Genomic DNA, 23,227 nt, shown 5'->3' on the forward strand with positions numbered 1-23,227 from the left:
ACGACTGGCCAGAGGCGATGTACTCAAGTGGCCTACCCATAAGCCACTGTAGGCACGGCGGGGCGGCATGATGCCTCATGGGAACCAGGGGCACTGCCGCGAGTTCTTTGGAATGGCAAACCATACGGTCACAAGCGTGCTTACCTCAATTGGCACATTGACCTCTCGTCCCGCTGCGTTCCTGATCTTGTTGGCTTACGCAATTCTTTGGATGATCTTCGAGCGACAGAGCTTGGATTGGCACGGAGCCGCAATCACGCGGATCGATGATGAAGAGCCCGAGGAGATCGAAAAGCATCGCCATCGCCAGCAGCGGGGCGATTGACGTGCAGCCTTTCGGTTTTGTCGCGTCAGGCGCCCGCAAGAAGACCTCCGGCATTGAGCTTTGGCGAAAGGTGCTCATCTATCTGGCCATCGCCACCATGGCCAGCCTGCTCACGGTGTTGATCATAAATCTTACTCCAGAGCCGCGCGTTCTACGATCAATCGTCCCCCATCGGTTCGACGCTACGGATCCCCAATTTTCCGAGACGATGAGCAGCTATTCGCAAGGGCAGATGTTCGATTCCAATGCGGTCCAAACTCTCATCAACGGAGACGAAATATTTCCGTCTATGCTGCAAGCAATCGGGACGGCTCGATCCAGCGTCGACATGGAGACATATATTTATTGGTCAGGAGCCATCGGCTACGAGTTCGCGATCGCATTGGCGGCGAAGGCCAGCGAAGGCGTCGAAGTCCGTGTGAACGTCGACTGGGTTGGCAGCCTTCCCTTCGACGAGGACTTGATCCACATCATGACCACTGCCGGTGTGAAGTTCGAACGCTATCGGCCTTTACGCTGGTATACGTTGGACCGTGTGAACAACCGAACTCATCGCAAACTGCTGATCGTCGATGGCCGGGTAGCATTCACTGGCGGCGTCGGCATTGCCGATAATTGGCGCGGGAACGCACGCAACTCAAATGAATGGCGCGACACGCACTACCGGATCGAAGGACCCGCCGTGTCCGCATTCCAAGCGGCGTTCGCGGAAAACTGGCTTGAGACGACCGGCGAGACATTGCAGGGCGGAAAGTTCTACCCTGCAGTTGCGCCCGCTGGTGGGCTCGATGCCCAGTTGATACTTTCTTCGCAGCCAAACGGCTCGGAGAACATGGAGTTGATGATGTTGGCAGCAATAGCCGCGGCCAAGGATCATCTGCGCATCGGCATGGCCTACTTCGTGCCCGACGACATAGCCCTGCAGCAGATTCTTGATGCAAGGAAGCGAGGCGTCTCGGTCGATGTCATCGTTCCCAATTGGCTGACGGATGTGCCCATAGTGCGAAAGGGTTCACGTTATTTCTGGGGCGAATTGCTCAAAGCCGGTGTGCGCATTTTTGAGTTTCAACCCACAATGTACCACCCCAAGCTTTTGATCGTCGACGATGTCTGGGTGAGCGTTGGCTCGGCCAATCTGGATGAGCGTTCCTTGCGCCTCAACGATGAGGCCAGTCTGAACGTCTACGGCATGGAATTCGCGCGAACGCAAATAGACATCTTCAACGAGGACCTGAAACGATCAAGGCAAGTCAGGCTGGAAGAGTGGCAAGCACGTCCGGTGAGCGAAAAGGTCACCGACTACTTTGCCAGCAGGCTACGCTCCCAGCTCTAATAGTGTGGAGATGCAAAGTCCCCGCGATTGCTCGCCAGATAGGCCTTTTGCCGCCAATAGGGCGCCCCCGAAACGGCCCGCGCAGACTAGTAGGCAGGGACAAGCCTGGTGTCTCGAAGGGGCAAGTCCATTGCAAATCTTAACCCCTTGGGGTGGTATTGCAGCTCAACCTTTGCGTCGCACTGCACGGCGACAACCCTCTCTAGCAAGGTTGTGCCAAAACCACTTCGCTGGGGCGGGTGCACCTCAGGGCCATCGCGTTCACGCCAGTCAAGATGAACCACTTGAGCATTTTTGAATTGCGCCACCGACCAGCGTACCTCAAGCCGTCCCCGAGGCCAGGACAACGCTCCGAATTTCGACGAATTCGACGCCAGCTCATGGAAAGCCATGCCCACGGGTATTGCGAGATCCGCGACAAGCGCGACATCAGGCCCTTCCAAGAGAATGCGTGACCTGTCCGTCGTGTCGTAATGCCGAAGCTCGGTTTCCAGCAATTTGTGCAGAAATGCGGTCTGCCAATAATCATCTGTCAGCATCGAATGGGTGTCAGCCAGAGATACCAGCCTGGCCGAGAAATTGCGCACGAAATCATCCACATTGCTGCTTGAGCGGGCTGTTGCCCCCATCATCGCTCTCACATTAGCGAGAGTATTCTTGACGCGGTGATGAAGCTCCCGGATCAACAGCTTCTGACGATGCGCCACTTCCTCTTTGTGCTCGAGCAAGGATTTGACTTCGAGCTGCCGCGTGCGGGCGCGCAGCGCGGAACGCACGGAGTTGGCTAGACTTGATGCCAGAAACGGCCGCTCCAGAACGATGAGATAGCGGTCGAGAAATCTCAGCCGCTCGTCGAACTCAGCGCCACGCATCGTGAGCAGAACGATCGGAAAATCAGACCAGGCCGGCTGGCTTTCAAGCCAGGCGGCGAATGGATTGCGATCCGAAGTGAGCAATGCTTCTTCTGCAACGACTAGGCACTGTGCCATATCCAGCAGCGGCAACGTCTCAGCAAGAGTGCTGCAGACATGCGTTACAATGCCCTTCGACGCGAGGATTGATGCCGCGATTTTTGCATCACGGCCGGTCGGTGAGAGGATGAGCACTCCGGGATCCGTTGCCATCACGATGATTTATCTTTGAGAAGATCGCCCTGCTTGCCCTGATAGGAGGGCACCCCCGTCAGGATGCCTCGGAACTGTTCAAGAGGTTCCCCCACGGCGAGGCCGGCGGGGCTGATCTTGAATTCGCGAATGGTGTCTTCATGGGCGCCGACGCGCTTTTTCACTACTGAGATCGCGCGCCTCAACCTCCCGTCATTCTCAAAGAAGCGCAACAACATGACCGAATCGCAGAGGTATGTCATGTCCACGGGCGCCACCATTTGCCCGAGCAATCCGTGGTTGGCGAGCAGAAGGATTGTGACGACGCCTTTTTGATTGAGGTAGGTAAGGATCTCGTGCATTTGCAACACCAGATGCTGTTCCTCGGACATCGCATTCAAGTAGCCGGTTAGGCTGTCGATCACCACAAGCCGCGCATTCGAATGGTCCACGGCGGCTTGGATCCGAGACGACAGCTCTCCGGGTGACAGTTCAGCAGGCTCGACTTTCTCCAGGAGAAGCATGTCACTCTTGATGAACGGTTCCAGGTCCAATCCAAGCCCGGCTGCGCGCGCCAGGAAGATACGCTTCGTTTCATCGAAAAGAAGCACCAGCACCGTCTCGCCGCGCAAAAGCGCGGCGTGGCAGAATGTTGAAGCAATCGTAGACTTGCCTACACCTGATGGCCCGATCAACAAGGTGCTGGTGCCTCGTGACAGCCCGCCGCCCAATAGATTGTCGAGGGAAGTGCCACTTAGGGCTGGCGGGCCCTGCTTCCCTTCCTCGTGTTCGCCGGCCACGAGCCGGGGGAAGACCGATACCCCACCTGGCCGGATGACAAAGTCATGGTATCCGCCACGAATTTCCACACCTCTCATCTTGATGACCCGCAAGCGGCGGCGTTCCCCCCCATACACGGGTGACAGCTGCTCCATGCGAATGACCCCATGGCTGATAGAATGCAGGTTCAAATCGTCAAATTCGGCGGTCAGGTCGTCAAGGAGCAGAACCGTTGCGTCGTTAAGAAGGAAGAAGCTCTTCAACGCCAGCACCTGCCGCCGGTAGCGCAAGGAGCCCTGGGATAGGAGGCGTATCTCCGACAGGGAGTCGAAAACGACACGATCCGGCTTAAGACGGCCTATTTCATCCAGTGCGGATTGGACCGTTTCACCCAGTTCAAGGTCGGAGGAGTGCACCAGTGTCTGGCGTTGAGACGGATCGAGGCTGAGCTCCGGGGGTACCAGTTCCAGAATGTCTACGCCGTCTAGTGACATCCCATGACGATTGGCGACCGACAGAAGTTCACGCTTGCTCTCGGAAAGTGTGATGTAAAGGCACCTGTCTCCGTTCTGTGCGCCGTTGATCAGAAACTGCAGCCCGAGCGTCGTCTTGCCGGATCCAGGCCTGCCCTCGATCAGGTGTGACCGGTATTTGGCATAACCACCTCTCAGGATGTAATCGAGACCCTCGACGCCAGAAGTGATCGGTGATGCATCATCTGTTTCCAAAGTGCCCTCTCGCGCGGACCAGGACCACCGTAACGGCCAGGATTTTCAATGGTTCCCCGGCTGACTTGCAAGGCATCGGCAACACTGTGGGTACGCAAAATCCGGCGCCTACCGCATCGATATTGTTGAGCAGCTTGGTGATTGGCATTGAGGCTAGCAAAGCGTCCGACGTCAGCGTCGCGCTGGCAGACACGATCCGCAAGGATCGGCGGCACCCGCGCGCTGCTGGTTGAGGAAAGGCACGGGCCGTTCGTCCAGCGCATCCACGCAGCTTTTTTCTGGAAGTTTAATGCTTCAGTATCTGGCTGAGGAACAACTTGGTTCGATCATGGCGCGGGTGGCCGAAAAACCCGTCGGGCGTGCCCTCCTCGACGATCTGCCCAGCGTCCATGAAGATCACCCGGTCGGCAACCGCACGCGCAAAACCCATCTCATGCGTCACACACACCATGGTCATGCCGTCCCGAGCCAATCCCGTCATCGTCTCTAGCACCTCGGAGACCATTTCCGGATCGAGGGCGGAGGTCGGCTCATCGAACAGCATGACAGCCGGTTCCATGCACAGGCTGCGGGCAATCGCCACGCGCTGCTGCTGTCCGCCGGACAGTTGGATGGGGAACTTGTTCGCCTGCTCGGGAATGCGGACCCGCTCAAGGAACTTCAGTGCGGTCTTGCGCGCCTGCTTTTCCGATACGCCCTTCACCCACATTGGGCCGGCCATGCAGTTCATCAGCACCGTCATGTGCGGAAACAGGTTGAAGTGCTGGAAGACCATGCCGACGTTGGAGCGCACGGCGGCAACGTTGGTCATCTTGCCATGTAAGGCAACGCCGTTGACGACGATGTCGCCCTCTTGATGCGCCTCCAGGCGATTGAAGCAGCGGATGAGCGTTGATTTGCCGGAACCCGAGGGCCCGCAGATCACGATCCGCTCGCCCTTGTGGACGATCAGGTTGATGTTCTTCAGCGCCTGGAATTGGCCGTACCATTTGGAAACGGACTTGGCTTCAATGATGGCCGGAGCGCTCATCGCACCTTGCTCCTGTGGTAATGCCGTTCGATCCGCGATTGGACCAGTTCGAGGCAGATCGACAGCATCCAGTAGATCATGGCTGCCGAGATCAGCATCTCCATGTGCTGGAAGGTCTTCTGTCCGAGGGTGCGCGCCAGGAACATCAGCTCCCACACGCCGATGACCGAGACCAGCGAGGAATCCTTCAGCATCGAGATGAACTGGTTGCCCGTTGGCGGAATGATGACCGGCAATGCCTGCGGCAGAATGATGCGACGCATGGTCAGCGTGAAGCCGAAGCCCATGGAGCGCGACGCCTCCCACTGGCCGCGATCGATGCTCTGTATGCCGGAGCGGAAGATTTCGGTCATGTAGGCGCCGTAGCAGAGCGATAGCGCCAGGATGCCGGCCGGAACCGCATCAATGACAAAGCCGAGCTGCGGCAGCCCGAGATAGATCAGATAGACCTGCATGAGTAGCGGCAGGCCGCGGAAGAAGGAGGTGTAGAAGCTGGCGATGGCGTAGGCGAAGCCATTGCTGGAAAGCTTGGCCACCGCACCGGCGACGGCGATGACGGAAGCGATAACGATCGAAATGGCCGAGACGTAGAGTGTGGTGACAACGCCCTGGCTAATCAGGAACGGCAGCTTCTCCCTGATAAAGGGCAGGCTGAGATGGAACGTTTCGAAGAAGGCGATGAACAGGAGCAGCAGTTCGAGCCAGACGATGCCGATCTGGAACTTGAGCGGCGCGAAGCCGATCAGCACGACGTTCAAGGTGAAGATCACCGCTATGGCGAAAGCAATGGCAAAGCGGCCGTAGAAGCCACTCACCGACGGTTCGCCGATCACGGGGCGCATTAGTTCGGCAAAGCTGGTGCTCGACATGTTGAAAGCCATGAAGAGAAGCAGAACGACGCCGAACATCGTAGCCACGAACCAGGGTTTGTGGACGAGGATTTCGGCTTCGACGGTATCGGGATAGAGCATCTTTGAGCACCGGCTGTTCGGCGGCCTGCCGGGGGGCAGGCCGCCTTTGAAAGGGGCTAGTTGGTCTTCGAATAATCCTGCCCGTACCACTTTTCGGAGAGCTTGCTCAGCGTGCCATCCTCCTTCATCGCTTTCACGGCGTCGCCGATCTTGGCGGAGAGTTCGGGATCGCCGCGTTCGATGGCAATCGCCAGCGGCTCGTAAAACACCGGATCGCCTAGTTGCTTGATCGGGTAGCCGGCCTTCTCGGCGTCGAGGATCGACGGTAGCGAAGAGACCACCGCGTCCAGGCGCACGCCGTCGCCGAGGCGGAGGTCGTCAAAGGCGGTCGTCGAATTCTCGTAGGAGCGGACCTCCTTCGGGTTGAGCTTGTACTCGAATGGCGGCGCGCCGGCGGCGTCGAGCGTCAGATCCTTCTTGGCATAGGCCTCGAAAGTGGAGGTGCTGGTGGCGCCGACCACCTTGCCGTCGAGATCTGCCAGCGTCTTGGCCTTGCTGTCCTTGTGCACGGCAACGGCCGCCGGCGTGTAATAGTAGACCGCCGGAAAATCGAAGATCTCGGCGCGTTTCTTGGTCGGCGTCATCGAGCCGGCATGCATGTCCCAGCGCCCCGCCCAATGGCCGGCGGTGATGATGTCCCAGCCGGGCGTGATGAACTCGACCTTGACGCCGAGGTGCTTGCCGATGGCCTTGGCGACGTCGACATCGAAGCCGTCCAGCTCGTTGCTGGAATTCACGAAGGACTGCGGCGCCCAGTTGGCATCGGTCGCCACCTTGAGCGTGCCGGCCGCCAAAACGCGGTCGAGCACCGCGCCTGCGTGAGCAGGATATGCGCCAAGCGCAAGCGCCATCGCGGCCAACGTCAGCTGTGGTCTGTTCCAGAATGTCATATCCGTATTCCCCTGTTGTTGTTCAGTTCCTTGCAGTCACTTCCGTTCAGCCGGTCGTGACGTCCCAATTTCGTGCCGACCTGGTCGGCGTCCTCTCCCAAAGGCCCGCCGATTTAGCGACGTCGTGGCCGGTCCGGTCTTCCGATGTCGCGGAGGATGTTAGCCGTCGCCATTCCCCCGATCACAGGGAAGGTCTCGGCCCGCTCCCTGCGAGGTGTCGTGCAGCCAGTGGTGTCCGGCGTTCGCTTTCGCATCGCGAAGGCTGCTATTCATCGGCGCCGCCCCCTTTCCCGCGGTCAGCGTCCATCAGGAAATCGCCCATCAGGGTGGCAACCCGAGCCGGCGCCTCGATCAGGATCGAATGACGAAGTCCGGGCAGGATGGCGAGTTGCGACCCTTGCACCTGTTCGTGCATCAGCCGTGCCATCCGCGGGCTGGAGCCCTGATCGTCCTCCCCGGTCACGATCAGCGTCGGGCAGGTGATGCGGTCGAGAATGCCGCCGAAATCGGTCTCGGCCAGAACGCGATAGGCGGCCGCATAGCAGTCGCGGTCGTTTTCAGCGTCACGCCGGCGCAACTCGGCGATGACCTCCGGGTTGCTGTCCTGAAAATCCTCCGTCAGCCAGCGCGACAGCGAGGCTGCATGATGCACTGAGGCATCGCTCGCCATCAGCGCCGCCAGCCGGCCACGCACCGCGTGCCGTTCCTCGGGCGTGCGGCCGGCGACCGTCGACAGCAACACCAGTTTTTTCAGGCGCTCGGCATGCGTCAGCGACAGGCGCTGTGCGATCAGGCCACCTAGTGAAAACCCGGCCAGATGGAAGGTGGCAAACCCGACATGGTCGGCCAGCGCCAGCGTTTCCTTGACGAAATCATCGATCTCGTAACGGCCCTTGATCCGGCTGGAGCGGCCATGGCCGCGCAGGTCGAAGGTGAGAACCGAGAAGCGATCTTTCAGTTGGCCCGCCACGCCACTCCAGGCTTCGAGATAGGAGCCGACTCCATGGATGCAGACCAGCGGCAACCCACCCTCACCCTCAAGGCGCCAGTTGAGCAGCACGCCCTCGACATCGAGCTGGCCGGAGCGCGCCATGGTCACGCCCTCGCCGCCTGGCGCGCCCTGTCGCGCTCGCGCGCGGCGAAGACCGGCATCACCTCGTCGACCCACAGCTTGATCGTCTTCTTCTGCAGCTCGAACGGCAGGTTGAACGTCAGGCCGAGGCAATACTGGTCAACGCCCGCGGCTTCATAGTCGAGCAGCTTCTCGATCACCTCGTCGGGCGTGCCGAACATCAGGTTGCGACGGATGTTCTCGGGATTGTAATTATCTTTGCCCTTGACGCTCTCGTAGGGGATAGCTTCGGGAAAGCCGTTTTGCACGGTGCCGATGTTCTGGAACAGGTTCTCGAACGCGCGGCCATAGTCAATGGCATGCCCGACCGCGATCTCCCAGTCCTGCGCTCGTTCGTAGACGCAGGTGCGCCGCTGCATCATCAGGCGCGGGCGCGGCACCTCCGGATGATCGGCGACGGCCTTGCGGAATTTCTCGCCGAGCACGGCGATCTCGGCCGCCGGCGCCGACAAGGGCGTCGACAGGATCGAAGCGCCGATGCCGACCGCCCAGTCGAAGGTTCCCGGGTCCCGCGCGGCCACCCAGATCGGCGGATGCGGCGTCTGCAGCGGCTTCGGCACGCCGGCGGCGAGCGGGAACTTCCAGTAATCGCCGTCATGGGCATAATCCTGTGCCCACAGCTTCTTCACCGCCGGCACCAGCTCCTTCAGATAGGCAACGCCTTCCTGCTGCGGCATGCCGCCGGCCATGCGGTCGAACTCATATTGGTACGAACCGCGCGCGATGCCGAACTCCAGCCGCCCGCCGGTCAGGTGATCACAAAGTGCCGCCTCCCCTGCCAACCGGATCGGGCTCCAGTAGGGCGCGACCAGCGTCGAGGTGCCGAGGCGGATCTGCTCGGTATGCTGGGCAAGCCAGGTCAGCGTCATCAGGGGGTTGGGCGAGATCGTGCATTCGATCGTGTGATGCTCCGCCGTCCACAGCGTCTCGAAGCCACCCTCGTCGGCCAGGCGCGCCAACTCGAGGAGATTGCTCTTCACCTTCGACATCGGCATGTCGGGCGAGAAGCGTTCCATGGTCAGCGAAACGGCGAATTTCATGTCGGTCTCCCCAGTGCGTCGGGTTGGTCAGCGAAGGCGGATAATGAAGGGGTCCTGCATGGCGCCCGAGTAGTCGATGACGACGTTCTTCAGGCGCGAGAACTCCTCCATGGCGTCGAAGCCGCCGCGCCGCCCGTAGCCGCTCTCCTTGAAGCCGCCATTGGCGGACATGAAGGACGAGGCGCGGTAGGTGTTGATCCAGACGGTGCCGGCTTCGACATTCCTGGCGAAACGCAGCGCGCGGTTGATGTCCCGGGTCCAGATGCCGGAGGCGAGGCCATAGCGGGTGTCGTTGGCGAGACGGATCATCTGGTCTTCCGACGAGAACGGGATGACGCCGACGACAGGACCGAACAGCTCCTCCTGCATGAAGTCCATGCCGTTGTCGGCATCGGTCATCACGGTCGGCTCGAAGTACCAGCCGCCTGCAAGCTCATCCGCCTGCGGCCGCTTGCCGCCGGCCGCAATCCGCGCGCCCTGGCGCACGCCCGAGGCGACGTAGCCTTCCACCTTGGCGAGTTGCACCGACAGCGCCAGCGGTCCGACGTCGGTTTCCTCCAGCATCGGCAGCCCGACCCGCACGCGCCGCGTGCGTTCGACCAGCGCCTCGACGAACCGATCGTAGACGCTGGCCTCGACGAAACAGCGCGAACCGGCGACGCAGGTCTGCCCAGCCGCCGCGAACACACCGGACACGACGCCGTTGACGGCATGGTCGATGTCGACGTCGTCGAAGACGACATGTGGCGACTTGCCGCCGAGTTCCATCGAACAGGGGATGAGGTTCTCAGCCGCATTGGCGGCAATCCGCCGGCCCGTCGCCGTCGAACCGGTGAAGACGAATTTCGCGATGCCAGGGTGCCGGGTCAGCGCGTCCCCCGCCACGGCGCCGGTGCCGGTCACGACATTGACGACGCCGGCCGGGAAGCCGGCCTCCATGATCAGCTCGGCCAGCGCGAGCGTGGAGGCACTGGCATGCTCGGACGGCTTGACGACCACCGTGTTGCCGAGCGCCAGGCATGGCGCCAGCGTGCCGGTGAGCAGCATCAGCGGCGAGTTCCATGGCGTGATCATGCCGACGACGCCGATCGGCTCGCGCAGGTTGAAATTGAGCATGTCGAGCTTGTTGACCGGAATGGTGTCGCCGAGCAGCTTGTCGGCCATCCCTGCGAAATAGGTGTAGCTGTCGGGCATGGCGCGCATCTGCGCCCGCATTTCCTTGAGCAGCTTGCCGTTGTCACGGGTCTCGATCAGCGCCAACTCGTCGGCGTGCTCCAGCACCAGTTCCCCCAAACGGCGCACCAGCGTGCCGCGGTCGGTCTGGGTCATGCGTCGCCAGACTGGATTGGCAAAAGCTAGGCGCGCCGCCTCCACGGCCGCGCCGACATCCTCGGCATTGGCCTCTGCGAATTGGTACCAGGGCTTGCCGGTGGTCGGATCGAAACTGTCGATGTATTGGCCACCTTTCGGCGCCACGAACGCGCCGTTGATGAACAGGTTCTGGCGTGAGCCTTCGAGCGATTCGACCGTCGTTTTCATGCTGTCTGTCCTGGGTGAAGCATCATTCGGATGCGGCTTGCGTCCACGATTGCGACTGGCCGTCGATCATGGCGACGCGGCCGCCGTCGCCGGTGTCGATGTAAATGCCGAAGCGATTGTCCTGGCGCTCCCGCGCATAGCGGCGCAGCATGGCGCGCAATTCATGGGTGGCGACCCGCTCATAGGGCAGCGCGTCGACGGAAAAGAAGGCGTGGCCATCCGGAAGTGCTGCTTCAGCGCTCTCACGGCTCAGTTCGGCGCGGTAGATGAGATAGCCCGGGTCGCTGTCGGCGACGTCGAAGACCGAATAGAGGAAGGTGTTTTCAGGGACGAGGGTCAGCGCCTCGCCGCCATCGAGGACGAGCTGACTGTCGGCCTTGCGGCGCCGCGCCGTCGGCAGCACCCAACTTCCCTTGCCATCGGTGCGCAAGAGGATGCGGTCGCCGGCTTCGACAAGATAGCCGATGATCATGTCCTGCGAGGCCAGCCAGCCGGCAGGCAGCGGATCCTTTACGCTGGCGTAACGGCCGCGGCAAAACCCGAGCGGCGCCGATGGGCTGGTTCCGAAAGCCTGGACCTGGCCGATCAGGATGATGTGGTCGCCGGCCTCGATGCGGTTGTGAACGGTGCAGTCGAACCATGTCAGGCTGTCGGTGAGGATCGGCGCGCCGGTGTGGGCGCGGTCATAGTTGACCGACTGGAATTTGTCCGCCGCTTTGGATGCGAACACCGAAGAAACGTCGACCTGGCCTTCATGGAGGAAATTGACCGCGAAGGACCGTGTTTCGTTGAATGCGGGAAAGCTCGCCGCCGCCTTGGCGACGCAGACCAGGAGCAACGGCGGGTCAAGCGAGACCGAGGTAAAGGAGTTCGCGGTCATGCCGCGCGGATTGCCGTCGCAGTCGCGCGTGGTGATGACGGTCACGCCGGTGACGAAGGTGCCGAAGGCACGACGCAAGGCGATCGGGTCGATCGTCCTGTGTACCACCGCGTCCGCCATTGCTTTCCTCCCATAGTGTCGGATGAAAGCTAGGCAAGAGACGGCCGGCCTTCTTCCTCCGGTCTGTAGGAAAGATGTCGGGGCGTGCTGCTGCCATCCCGAGCAAGTGCAGGCGCAGCGCGCCTGCACTTGCGGCGGCTGCCGCGTCGAAACAGTGGTGGCGAGGTCAACAGAGTCTAACGGGCTGTCGGCGTGCGGCTGTCGATGATGCCGCTGAGACGGATCGCGAGTTCAACCGCGAAGCGCTGTTCGGGCGTGTCGAGACGGATGCCGAACAGGTCCTCCATGCGCGACAGGCGATAGCGTAAGGTGGTGACATGCAGGCCGATGGCGTCGGCGCAGGCCTGGCTGCGGCAGCCCTCGCGCAGATAGGCAAATAACGTCTCCAGATAGGGCGTGCCGTGCTCGCGGTCATGCGCGATCAGGGCGCCGACACTTTCGTCGACGAAGCCGCGCACGTCCGGAGCGTCGGCAGCGGCGACCAATATCGGCAACGGACCGAAATCCTGGCCGGCAAAAACGCCGGTGCGTCCGAAGGAACGGCCGATCCGGATCATGCGGCGGCACCGCTCCCAGGCGATGGGATAATCGACCAGCGCGGCACAGGCCTCGGAAAGCACAACCACCGGCTCACCTTCGAAATAGCGGCCAAGCCCGGCCGCAATCTTGTGCGGCAATTTCGCGAAGCGCGCGCCATCCTGCCCGGTATCGGCCGGGACAAGACAGACAAGCCCATCCTCCACCGCGATTGCCGTGCCGGCAATGCCGGCCTGCTGCAGCAGACGCATGACCTCATGATGCGGATCGGCAAGGCCGATGGCACCGTCCTGTTCGGCGAGGTCGACGACGATCATCTTCTGTGCAACGGTCAAGTCGAGCCCCAGCCGGCGGGCGCGATTGACGATATCGGCCTCGTCGCGCCAGCGGCGCTCCGCCACCTCCAGGAAAAGCTCGGTCAGCGAGCGCGTCTCGAAACGGAAGCGCACGAAGCTGCGCATCATCTGCACACTGAGGGCGAATTTGGTGCTGTCGAGCAGCATCTGATCGAGTTGACCAGACTCGTGAGGCGTCGGGAAAATCATCAGTGCGCCAACCACTTCGGCGTCGATGCTAAGCGGCTCGATGCGCACCGAAAGCTTGAGCTGTCGCTTGCCGTCATCGACGAACAGCGTGTCGGTGTGACGCCCGTCGGACGCGCCGCGAGCTATCTTGAAGATTTGCCGGCTGAGCGTTCCGCTCACCGCCTGCTGCCAGGAGGCGGTGTCGAAATGCGCCTCGCTCGGGGAACGGCCGGCGACAACCAGATTGGCATGGAAATCGATCACCACCACAGGATTGGGTAGCAGCTCGCTGACTTTTTCGGCGAGCGAGGCCACCGATCCGTCCGACAAGGCTTGCTGGAGAAGCGAGGTGTGCGCCGAGAGGGCGCGCTGCAGACGCTCGCCGGCCTGCTTCTCCTGGCGCAGCCGATGCTGCTTCTCGACCGCGATCTCACCCAGATGCACGATCATGCCGATGAAGGCGATATCCTGCGCCGTCACTTCGGTGATCTCGCGGGAAACGACGGTCAGCACCATCGGCCGGCCGTCTTCGTCGACGCAGTTCATCGGCATGACCAGAACACTGCGGTAGTCGCGCTCGAAGGCTTCTCGGCGGTAGCCCGGGAACTCCTCCGATACGCGCGCGTCCCTGATGTAGACCGGCTCGTTGCGGTTGAGCGCGACGATCGAGGGACTGGTGGCCAGCTCCCAACGGTCCGGCAACGTGCGGTGAATGAGCGTCGGGTCGTGGCGCACGATGACATAGGCGTGGCCGTGGGGGGCGTCGATGCCCATGATCGAGCCTAGAGTCCATTGGGCATGACGACAGGCCGCCAGCACGAGATGGCGCAGCACGGACTGGAGATCGCCGCCCGAATTGATGAGGCTGGCGGCATCCCGCAAGGAGAGAATTTGCGACTCGTGGTCCACGCCTGATCTTCCGCCGCTCGCGAAGGGCGAATTTAAGCCGTCGCGGATATACGAACGCTACACCGCTTCCAAGCGGGACGCACGCCGTTTCTTCCTACGAACCGGAGGAATACCCGACGGTTGGCGTGCATTAGCTTGAGCTTCCACCTGGAGAGGCCAAATCATGGAATTGCGAAAAGTCAGCACCTTCATCGAGGAAGTGCACATCGAAGGCGGCAAAGCGGGTGCAAGGCCGGTAACGTCGATCGTGGTGGCAGCCGTCCTGCGCAACCCATGGGCCGGGCGCGGCTTCGTCGAGGATTTGCAGCCGGAGATTGTCGCCATAGCGCCCCGGCTGGGGCAGGAACTCACGAGCCGCCTGATTGGATTGATGCAGGCGGAACGCATCGAAAGCTACGGCAAGGCGGCCGCCGTCGGAACCGCCGGCGAGATCGAGCATGCCTCCGCCATGATCCATACGCTGCGCTTCGGCAATGTCTTCCGCGACGCCGTCGGCGGCACGACCTATCTCGAATTCTGTAACACCCGCAACGCGCCGGGCGCGCTGCTATCGCTGCCGATGATGCACAAGATCGAGAACGGTCGCCGCTCGCATTTCATCACCGCCAACTTCCAGATCGCCGACGGCCCGGCTGCCGACGAGATTGTCGTTGCCATCGGTGCTGCGGACGGCGGCCGGGTTCACCCACGGATTGCGGACCGCTTTCAGGACATGAAAGAGATGGAGCAGGAAGCAGCGATGTGAGGCTTGCGCTGGGTTCCACAACATCACCGTGGGTTCCACAACATCACCAATGTTCAGAGCCGGCGAATGCTGATGACGATCTCGCGGCCTGTTTCGAAGAGCTTGCTAGGCTGCAGTGCAGGCTCTCCGGACCCGAAGGTGCTTGGCGAACTGCACAGGCGTCCTTGCCGTTCATCTCCGGCCCATCGATGCTGTCGGCATGCGGCGTTGCATCCGGCACCTTTGATGCCGGAAGCACTGTGGCGGTACCTAGTTTGTCAGTACCCTCCAATTGCCTGCCTCTTCAAGAGCCCGCTACGCCGGTGGCGGTGTTTTGCTTTGTTGGTGCCGCAAGCGTCAGGAAGGCAGTCGCCGAATTGACGGGAACAATTTAGCGAAAAGTAAATTCAACGGTCTTCTGGTAGGAGGCCAAAGTGTCCCAGCGAAGCATCGACAAAGACCGATTGGATCGCGCAGACCGCGAGGCAAAAGTTGCTAACGCGGCCGAGAGAGAGGCGCGTTTTTTAAAAACTGCGCGACTTCGAGAACAACGCCTTGCTGCCGAAGCCAAAGGTTCCCAGGCTTCGAAGAAGGGTCGATCCAGGAGCTAAGGCGCTTAGCCGCCGACGCCGGCCGTCAGACAGCGACGCCCTTCTGATGGAACATTACGCTACGCTAATAGTTCTAACGCGCCGGAGCGCCCGACGATCCCGGCACGTCATCCTTGGCCCGCCGCTGCGGTAAATGGGAGGCGAGTTCAGAGTTCTTTACATTTCGGCCTGCGCAAGGCCCGCTCGACGCGTGAGTGAGGGAGACATCATGGATCCCGAAAACCACAGCATTTATGCGCCGTCCGCGGAGCTGCTCGCTGCCATGGCTAATGAAAAGCGCCTTCTCGCTCTAGTCATTCTTGCCGACGCAGAAATATCCGTTTCTGATCTGGCGTCGCGATTAGGGCTTAGCAACTCCGCACTCTCCCAACACCTTAGCATAATGCGAGAATTTGGGCTGGTCACGCGGAAGCAGGAGCGTCAAAAAGCGTATTACTCGTGCACAGATCGTGCCCTGAAGGTCCTTGAACTCCTGGACTGGCTTGCTGAGCGGAAAACTCTGCCTACGCCCTGTCGGTTGCCGCCATCGTGATCACTGGTGTTGTCCTTCTACAAGGCTATCGCGACACCGCCGCCATTCACGCCAAACTCGATGAGATCATCGTTTCACTGAATGAAACCAGAAATGACGTTGTCGGATTGGAGCACGCCGAGCCGGAGGAGATCCGGGACAAGCTTGTAGAACTCGAAGCAGAGGCGTCCCGAACGATCGGCGCTGCCAGGCGCGAACTTTCGAAAGCAACAGGAGAGAGATCATGAACAATATCATTTGGCTAGTCGGTCCGGTGGTCGTCGTCTTGGCGATTTTGAGTTCTTTGGCCTTCGGTAGGGCGGCCATTTCCGCCGACAACCTGAAGGATTAGCGGGACCAAACTTGGCATCGCAAAATTGCTTATCATGAATGACAATCATCCGCCCCCCGACAAGTTGGTGTCCGATCCACCGCCAGATTGGCAGGGCGTGCTTTTTGCCACCGCTGCTTTCGTCTCATCCATATGCGCCCTGCTGCTGGCATTTTGGATGTCTGTTTGATCGCTGTCGGACAGGCCCATTGTCCTATAGAGAGCCAAAAAGGTTTGGCATCAAAGTTGCATTGACAAGTTGGGGCGGATGAAGCCCGCCGCTTCGCAAATGGGGCGGCGGGCTTTCATAATCAGAAACGAGCAGCGGCGGGTGCCTTGGCCGTTCGCGCGATCACTTGGCGGAGGTCACGCATGTCGACCTGCCTACCCGCCGGCATGCCGGTTAGGCGGAGTCTGGGGCGCGACCGACGTCTTTCCGCCTTTGTGGTGCTTTTCTGACCGGGCGCGTCTGCTTCAGGCTCTTGCCGGATCGCACACCGAACTTTTCACCGTTGGATTTTTCGCCATCAGGCTCCCTCTGCGCGCAATGGCAACTCTTCGATCGGTCTGAGGTCCCGGACAATGGGATCGGTGACGCTCCGCCAGCTTCACGACGACGGGAACGGCGCCCCGAAATGTCCGACATTTGTCAACGTCCGGAACAAAGGTAGCGCCAGGAGATTGGGGTTCATCGTCCTCCTCAACCAAGGAACCTCAGCATGAGAACCAAACTACGCATGGCATCGCTCTCGATCGCGACCGTAATGACCGCTGTACTGCCTGCCTTGTCAGCAGAGAGGGCACAGGACTTCGTCACGAAGGCCGCGATCGGCGGGATGTTCGAAGTGCAGTCCAGCAAGGTCGCTCAAGACAAGCTCCAAGATCCGACCCTTAAGGATTTCGCCCAGAGGATGATCTCCGACCATGGCACTGCGAACGCCAAGCTCGAGAGTATTGCCGGCGAACAGAAATTGCAGGTGCCCGCCGACCTCGACGCTGCCCACAAGAGCGACGTCGACAAGTTGCACTCAGCTGCGGCGCCAGTCGATGCACCCTATGCCGACATGCAGAGGACGGCGCATGCCGACGCTGTGAGCATGTTTGAAAGTTACGCCAAGGATGGCGACAATTCCGCTCTCAAGTCGTTTGCAAGCGAGACGTTGCCGACACTTAAGATGCATCAGGAGATGATCGGCAAGGTCGCGGCTGCCGCTCCTGCCCCCGACAGTTCCGCGCCAGCCGCCTCCGATGCAGACACCACAAATTCTGCGGCGCCGGTGCCTGGTGCCAACAGCTTCACCGAGGACCAGGCCAAGAGCGCCATCGAGAAGGCGGGTTACTCGGACGTCTCCGCCCTGACGAAGGACGACAAGGGGATCTGGCGTGGAACCGCCAGCAAGGACGGCAAAGCAGCGCCCATCGCCCTCGACTTTCAAGGCAACGTCGTTGCCGGCAAGAATTGATCACCAAGCAAGGAAAAATCAGATGAAAACCGTAACAGGACTCTTCGACAATTACGATCAAGCAAGCGACGCTGTGGGTGAGCTTGAAGCCACCGGCGTTCCGCACGACGATATTAGCATCGTGGCGAGCAATTCGAGCGGCCGGCTTACGGGCGAAGCGTCGGAGGCTGGCGAGGATGCGGCGGCGGGGGCTGGTGTCGGCGCCGTTATCGGAGGGGCCGGCGGCCTGCTCACCGGCCTCGGCCTGATGGCCATACCTGGTGTCGGCCCCGTGGTTGCCGCGGGCTGGCTGGCAGCGACTGCGGTCGGCGCTGTCGGCGGTGCCGTGGTCGGTGGCGCAGCTGGTGGCATCATCGGCGCGATGACAGAGTCCGGTGTGCCGGAAAACGACGCACATGTTTATGCCGAAGGCGTTCGGCGTGGGGGAACAATGGTCACAGCCAGGGTCGAAGACGACCTAGTCCCCGACGCGGAAGAGATACTGAAGCAATATAATTCCGTCGACATCGCCCGCCGTCGAAACGAATACGAAGCAGGCGGTTGGACCGGCTTCGATCCAACGGCTGATGTCTACACAGGTGATGACCTGGAGGGGGCCAGAGGGCGTCGCAACGTGTGAGATGAAATGACTGGGCGGCTAACAGGCCGCCCTCGTCCGCCCTGCGCGATGTGCAACGCTCGTATCTCAGGTTAGCGGCAAGATCGAATGTCGTTGTGACGGCTTGCCGTTCACCATGGCCCTGCCGCTGCGCAAAACACGCCTTGTGCCGACTTTTGCTTGCTTTCCCTTCGCCCCGATAAACGGCTGGAACAAAGTGTCTATCGCCGCGGGCGGGACGAGAGGGCCACCGTTGGCGACACCAACCGGAATGTAGTGTCATGTGGGATTTCCAAGGAGGGCATCCGAATATCGATGTCAGTCCACTGGCCAAACGATCATAAGCATCGGCACGGCAACAATGACTACGAGAAAAGATAGGGGCAGTCCCAGACGGGGATAGTCGCTGAAGCGGTAGCCACCCGGCCCCATGACAAGCGTGTTGCACTGATGTCCGATCGGGGTGAGAAAGTCACAGCCGGCGCCAATGGCGACAGCCATCAAAAATGCTTCCGGCCGGTAGCCCAGATCACTAGCAAATTCGGCGGCGATAGGCGCCATGACAAGGACGGTGGCGGCATTGTTGAGGAATGGCGTAACGGCCATGGCGGCGACAAGGATGAGCATCAGTGCGCCGGACGCCGGAAGAATGGTCCCTAGTTTGGCGAGCTCGCCGGCAACTACTCCCGTCGCCCCTGTACTGCGTAGCGAATCGCTTACTGGAATGATAACGGCCAGCATCACGAGGATAGGCCCATCGAGCGATTGGTAGACGTCGCGGAGCGGAATGACCTTGAAAAGCACAACCGCGACAGCGGCCGCGAAGAAAGCGACGGAGACTGGCAGCAGCCCAAACGCCGTCGCCACCATGGCGAGAGCAAGGATTACTACCGGCACGATACCCTTGCGGACGCTACCAAGAAGGATTGCCCTTTCTGCCAGTGGTAAGCAGCCGAGTTCACGAAGTATCTCAGGCATCCTGGCTGCAATGCCCCGCAAAACGACAACGTCCCCGAGCCTCAGCTCGACTTCGGCCAGCCTGCGGTCGAGGCGCTCCCCGCGACGGCTGACAGCCAGGAGGTTGACATTGAAGCGATCGTAAAGGGCAAGGCGCTGGGCGGTCCAGCCGATCAAAGAGGAGCTTTCACCGATTACGGCTTCGATAGCGACCATTTCGTTGGTGGTGTCGTCACCACCAACCCTATCCCCGGTCACGCTGAGCCTGCCCTGTGAGACAAGGCGATCCAGCGCTTCTGGGTCGCCCTCGAGCAACAGGATGTCATTCACCTTGAGGATCGCGTCGGGCAGTGGCGTCATCCGCATCGTGCGATTGCGCAGAATCGACGTCACGATTGCATCGCCGCCGGCGAGCTTCATGAGGTCTGCGACGGTTTTCCCAAGCACCGTGGAGTCGGCGACAATTCGAGCCTCCGTAAGGTAGTTCTTGATGTCGAGGGCTTCGTTCAGTGATCCGCCAAGCTTTTCGCGCACCGGCAACAACCAATAGAAAAACAGAAGGAAGATCGTTCCGGCAGCGGCTATGGCAACTCCAACAGGTGTGAAGTCGAACATTGTGAAGGCGGTTCCGGTCAGTTCCTCTCGTACTCGGGACACAACGATGTTGGGAGATGTTCCCACCTGCGTCATGAGACCGCCGAGCAGTGACCCGAACGCCATAGGCATCAGAAATATCGAGGGTGAAATGTTAGACCGGCGCGCGAACTGGAAGGCGATCGGAATCATGATAGCGAGCGCCCCGATATTCTTTACAAAGGCAGAGAGGATCGTGACCACGATCACCAGCAGCGCCAGTTGCGACCGAACTCCCGATAATTTCGGAGCAAAGCGCTTGATGGCGGCCTCCATGATACCCGAGCGCGATATCCCTGCGCTCACCAGCAGAGCGCTGCCAACAATAACCACGATATCGTCGCTGAACCCGCTGAAGGCTTCGTCAAGAGGCACAATGCCAACCGCGAGAGCAAGCAACAGTGCCGCGGCCGCGACCAGATCATAACGATAGCGACCCCACACGAACGCTGCCATCATCACGAAGGTTACGGCAAATGACAAAATTTGCTGCGTCGTCATGTCTTCGAATGCCCCAGCCGCCAATGCGACTCATCAGAACGGCCAAACCGCCCCTTTTGTTGCTTCGCTGATTGCGGCTTTGCCAGCACGATCCTGAACGCCATCGGGCGATGGCCACTGTCCCACGGCTTCCAGCGCAGTCGCCTGCGATCGTCAGCTTTCAGGCGATGGCAAAAGCGACCTTACGACCATGAGGCGCAAAGCAGTCCGGCGGCGTTGGGCCAGGAGCGGATCGGCAGCGTTCAGACACGGATTTTAAGAAGCGGTTCTTCGGGCCTTCACAGACATCGACGTGACCTGACCAATCCGGCCCTTCAGGCCGGAAACAAGAAGGCCGATCCGGGATCAAAAAAGATACGCTTGCCTGATGTTGTGGCGCTGTCTGCTCCCTCCGCGTCAGAGGCTGGCCTGACATCAATTTCGTCGCCGGCGGCCGTGCGCGCCATGACGCGCCGGCGGTCGCCAAAGAAGGCCGTGTCGATGATCTCGACGGCGAGCGCCGCGCTCGTGGCTCCAGGCTTGAGGCGGAAGGCTTCCGGGCGCACCATCAGCCGGACCCTCTGACCCTGGCCGAACGATGTTGTCGTTTTGATACCGGTCACGATTGAGCCGTCGGCCAGGCGGATCGTGGATGCGCCACGCGCGGTTTGCAAATGCTCAGCCGGCAGAAAATTCGAGTTGCCGATGAAGCCCGCAACAAATTCGCTCGCCGGCCGGAGGTAAAGATCCTCGCCGGTGCCGATCTGTTCGATGCGGCCTTCCCTGAACAGCGCGATCCGATCGGATAGGTGCAGCGCCTCCTCCTGGTCGTGGGTGACATAGAGGATGGTGACGCCTGTCTCCCGGTGGATGCGGCGGATCTCGGCCTGGATTTCCTGGCGCAGCTTCTTATCAAGCGCCGATAGCGGCTCGTCCATCAAAAGGATCGGCGGGTCGTAGGCGAGCGCGCGGGCAAGCGCCACGCGCTGCTGCTGGCCGCCAGACAGCGCGCCCGGATGGCGGTCGGCGAAGTTTTCGAGACGCACCAGCGCCAGCATGTCGGCAACCTTGCGCTTGATCTCAGCATCGGGCCGGCGGCGCACGCGCAGCGGAAAGGCGATATTCTCGGCGACGCTCAGATGCGGAAACAGCGTGTAGCGCTGGAACACCATGCCGATATTGCGCTTGTGCGACGGCACCGAAAGCAGCGACATGTCCTCCAAAAGCACATCGCCTGAGCTCGGATCCTGGAAACCGGCAATGGCGTAGAGCGTCGTCGACTTGCCGGAGCCGGACGGGCCGAGGAATGTCAGGAATTCACCTTTGGGCACATCGATGGTCACGTCGTGGACGGCGACGAAGGCGCCGAACGTCTTTCTTAGCGCGCGTATGGACAGGAAGGACCGGGTCATCTGGACAATTTTCTGCGAAGGAGTGCGGTCACAATCATCAGGCAAAACGTCAGGCCAACGAGCAGGCTGGAGGCGGCGGCGACCACCGGGCTGAGGTCTGCGCGCAGGCTGCCCCAGATCTTAACCGGCAAGGTCTGCAAGGTCGGACTTGCCATGAAAATCGCCACCACGACCTCATCCCACGAGGCCAGGAACGAGAAGATCGCCGCCGAGAAGATGCCGATCCTGATCGACGGCAAGGTGATCCTCAGCCGCGCCTGAAACGGACTTGCGCCGCAGACGATGGCTGCATCCTCGATGGATTTGTCGAAACCTTCGAGCGCAGCGGTGATCGGGATGATGGCGAAGGGAAGCGCCAGGATGGTGTGGGCGACGACGAAGCCGACCGTGGTGCCGGCGAGGCCGATGCGCAGGAAGAAAGCGTAGATGGCGATGGCGAAAACGACGACCGGCAGCACCATCGGCGTCAACAGCAATCCGCGCAGGACCTGGCGTCCGCGGAACTCACCCCTGACCAGGCTGAAGGCAGCGAACAGGCCGATGATGACGGCCAGCATAGCGGCCATGGCGGCAATTCGGGCACTGGTCAGCGCGGCATCGATCCAGGTCGGGTCGCCCAGCAATTGCTGATACCATCTCAGCGTCCAGCCGGGTGGCGGAAAGGCCAGCCAGCGCGACGAACCGAACGACAGGAGCACGATGAAGACCACCGGCAGCAGCAGGAATGCCGCGACGGCCGCCGTGAAGCCGACAAGCGCCACCCGCAGCCATCCGAGCCGTTCATAGTCGAGCAGCATGTCAGATCCCTCCCCCGGCGCGCCTGGCACCAACCAGGCGAAGCTGGATCGCGTAGAGCGCCATGGTGACGACAAGCAGGACGAAGGCGGCCGCACTGCCGAGCCCCCAGTTGAGTAGCGACTGCACCGTCTGGGCGATCATCTCTGCCAGCATCATGTTCGATGTGCCGCCGAGCAGGGCCGGTGTGACGAAGTAGCCGAGCGACATGACGAAGACCATCAGACCGCCGGCGGCGACGCCCGGAAGAGACAGCGGTAAGAGGATGCGGCGGAAGGCCTCGAACGGGCTTGCGCCGCAAAGGGCGGCGGCGCGCAGCGTCATAGGGTCGATGGCGCGCAAAGTGCCCACCAGCGGCAGGATCATGAAGGGCAGCATGATGTAGACCATGCCAATGGTGACCCCGGCCAGATTGTTGATAAGCGGCAGCGGCTCGTGGATGATGCCGAGCCCCATCAGTGCCCGGTTGATCACCCCCGTACGCTGCAGCAGCACCATCCATGCATAGGTGCGGGTGAGAAGGTTGGTCCACATCGACAGCACGATGATGCCGAAGACGATCGATCCCATGGCCGGCGGCATGATCGCCAGCATCCAGGCAACGGGAAAGGCCACCAGGATGGTGACGGCGGTTACGACCGATGCGACCAGGAAAGTGTTGAGGAACACCCGCACATAGGTGCCGCTGCCGAACAGGGTCGCGTAGTTCTGCAGGCCCGGTTCAGGATCGGTTACGCTGCGCAGCAGCAGGGCCACCACCGGCATGATGAAGAACAGGCCGACCAGCAGCAGAGCCGGCAAGGCGCTGCCGCTGCCGGCCGGCAGGCCGGCGACTGAGCTGCGTCTGAAAGAAATTCCTTGCATCGAGCGG

20 protein-coding genes are annotated in these 23,227 nt (G+C 61.0%); 6 read left to right on the forward strand and 14 right to left on the reverse strand.

The annotated features are described in order from the left end of the window. Window positions 1-266: 266 nt before the first annotated feature. Window positions 267-1,658 (forward strand): phospholipase D-like domain-containing protein, encoded by a 1,392-nt coding sequence (locus EN749_RS00075; RefSeq protein WP_245491209.1) that lies wholly within the window; start codon window positions 267-269, stop codon window positions 1,656-1,658. Window positions 1,659-1,744: 86 nt separating this feature from the next. On the opposite strand, the gene EN749_RS00080 is transcribed toward EN749_RS00075, so the two are convergent. The 10 genes from EN749_RS00080 to EN749_RS00125 form a co-directional block, all read right to left on the reverse strand. Continuing rightward, on the reverse strand, window positions 1,745-2,785 hold the full coding sequence (locus tag EN749_RS00080; protein ID WP_128362363.1) for a sensor histidine kinase: 1,041 nt from the start codon (window positions 2,783-2,785) through the stop codon (window positions 1,745-1,747). Next, window positions 2,782-4,269: an ATPase domain-containing protein gene (locus EN749_RS00085; protein ID WP_128362364.1), complete on the reverse strand. Its 1,488-nt coding sequence runs from the start codon at window positions 4,267-4,269 to the stop codon at window positions 2,782-2,784. The genes EN749_RS00080 and EN749_RS00085 overlap by 4 nt, the downstream gene beginning before the upstream one ends. A 286-nt stretch (window positions 4,270-4,555) precedes the next feature. Then, complete coding sequence (locus tag EN749_RS00090) at window positions 4,556-5,299, reverse strand: amino acid ABC transporter ATP-binding protein (RefSeq protein ID WP_127321601.1); 744 nt, start codon at window positions 5,297-5,299, stop codon at window positions 4,556-4,558. Continuing rightward, entirely contained in the window at window positions 5,296-6,270 is a 975-nt protein-coding gene (locus EN749_RS00095; protein ID WP_127332355.1) for an amino acid ABC transporter permease, read from the reverse strand. Before EN749_RS00095 ends, EN749_RS00090 begins: the two co-directional genes overlap by 4 nt. A gap of 56 nt (window positions 6,271-6,326) precedes the next feature. Continuing rightward, window positions 6,327-7,160, reverse strand: coding sequence for a transporter substrate-binding domain-containing protein (locus EN749_RS00100; protein ID WP_127332357.1), 834 nt, complete (start codon window positions 7,158-7,160; stop codon window positions 6,327-6,329). Window positions 7,161-7,425: 265 nt separating this feature from the next. After that, window positions 7,426-8,253 carry an alpha/beta hydrolase gene (locus EN749_RS00105; RefSeq protein ID WP_127811247.1) on the reverse strand — a complete coding sequence of 276 codons (828 nt, stop codon included), beginning with the start codon at window positions 8,251-8,253 and terminating at the stop codon, window positions 7,426-7,428. A 2-nt stretch (window positions 8,254-8,255) separates the two neighbouring features. Further along, a complete protein-coding gene (locus EN749_RS00110; protein ID WP_127332290.1) occupies window positions 8,256-9,332 on the reverse strand; it encodes an LLM class flavin-dependent oxidoreductase in 1,077 nt (358 codons plus the stop codon). A 27-nt stretch (window positions 9,333-9,359) separates the two neighbouring features. After that, complete coding sequence (locus EN749_RS00115) at window positions 9,360-10,871, reverse strand: aldehyde dehydrogenase (RefSeq protein WP_127332292.1); 1,512 nt, start codon at window positions 10,869-10,871, stop codon at window positions 9,360-9,362. 22 nt (window positions 10,872-10,893) lie between these two features. Continuing rightward, window positions 10,894-11,871, reverse strand: coding sequence for a flavin reductase family protein (locus EN749_RS00120; RefSeq protein ID WP_127396695.1), 978 nt, complete (start codon window positions 11,869-11,871; stop codon window positions 10,894-10,896). Window positions 11,872-12,047: 176 nt separating this feature from the next. Continuing rightward, window positions 12,048-13,841, reverse strand: coding sequence for a helix-turn-helix domain-containing protein (locus tag EN749_RS00125; RefSeq protein WP_128362365.1), 1,794 nt, complete (start codon window positions 13,839-13,841; stop codon window positions 12,048-12,050). Between the two features lie 163 nt (window positions 13,842-14,004). Between EN749_RS00125 and EN749_RS00130 the strand changes: the two genes are divergently transcribed. The 5 genes from EN749_RS00130 to EN749_RS00150 all read left to right on the forward strand — a co-directional run bounded on the left by EN749_RS00130 (window position 14,005) and on the right by EN749_RS00150 (window position 18,100). Then, window positions 14,005-14,586, forward strand: a complete 582-nt coding sequence (locus EN749_RS00130) for an amino acid synthesis family protein (protein ID WP_128362366.1) — start codon at window positions 14,005-14,007, stop codon at window positions 14,584-14,586. A gap of 798 nt (window positions 14,587-15,384) precedes the next feature. Beyond that, window positions 15,385-15,708, forward strand: coding sequence for a metalloregulator ArsR/SmtB family transcription factor (locus tag EN749_RS00135; RefSeq protein WP_145990869.1), 324 nt, complete (start codon window positions 15,385-15,387; stop codon window positions 15,706-15,708). Next, window positions 15,687-15,935, forward strand: coding sequence for a low affinity iron permease family protein (locus tag EN749_RS00140; RefSeq protein WP_245491213.1), 249 nt, complete (start codon window positions 15,687-15,689; stop codon window positions 15,933-15,935). The genes EN749_RS00135 and EN749_RS00140 overlap by 22 nt, the downstream gene beginning before the upstream one ends. An 802-nt stretch (window positions 15,936-16,737) precedes the next feature. Further along, on the forward strand, window positions 16,738-17,481 hold the full coding sequence (locus EN749_RS00145) for a DUF4142 domain-containing protein (RefSeq protein ID WP_128362367.1): 744 nt from the start codon (window positions 16,738-16,740) through the stop codon (window positions 17,479-17,481). Window positions 17,482-17,503: 22 nt separating this feature from the next. Continuing rightward, window positions 17,504-18,100, forward strand: a complete 597-nt coding sequence (locus tag EN749_RS00150) for a general stress protein (protein ID WP_127398531.1) — start codon at window positions 17,504-17,506, stop codon at window positions 18,098-18,100. A gap of 297 nt (window positions 18,101-18,397) precedes the next feature. Here the strand turns inward: EN749_RS00150 and EN749_RS00155 are convergent, their stop codons facing one another. The 4 genes from EN749_RS00155 to EN749_RS00170 all read right to left on the reverse strand — a co-directional run bounded on the left by EN749_RS00155 (window position 18,398) and on the right by EN749_RS00170 (window position 23,220). After that, on the reverse strand, window positions 18,398-20,170 hold the full coding sequence (locus tag EN749_RS00155) for an SLC13 family permease (RefSeq protein ID WP_128362368.1): 1,773 nt from the start codon (window positions 20,168-20,170) through the stop codon (window positions 18,398-18,400). 314 nt (window positions 20,171-20,484) lie between these two features. Beyond that, window positions 20,485-21,561, reverse strand: a complete 1,077-nt coding sequence (locus tag EN749_RS00160) for an ABC transporter ATP-binding protein (RefSeq protein WP_128362369.1) — start codon at window positions 21,559-21,561, stop codon at window positions 20,485-20,487. Continuing rightward, a complete protein-coding gene (locus EN749_RS00165) occupies window positions 21,558-22,358 on the reverse strand; it encodes an ABC transporter permease (protein WP_128362370.1) in 801 nt (266 codons plus the stop codon). Before EN749_RS00165 ends, EN749_RS00160 begins: the two co-directional genes overlap by 4 nt. A gap of 1 nt (window position 22,359) precedes the next feature. Continuing rightward, window positions 22,360-23,220 (reverse strand): ABC transporter permease, encoded by an 861-nt coding sequence (locus tag EN749_RS00170; protein WP_127320394.1) that lies wholly within the window; start codon window positions 23,218-23,220, stop codon window positions 22,360-22,362. Window positions 23,221-23,227 lie beyond the last annotated feature (7 nt).

It is taken from the genome of Mesorhizobium sp. M7A.F.Ca.ET.027.02.1.1 (genome assembly GCF_004022985.1).
Lineage (GTDB): Bacteria > Pseudomonadota > Alphaproteobacteria > Rhizobiales > Rhizobiaceae > Mesorhizobium.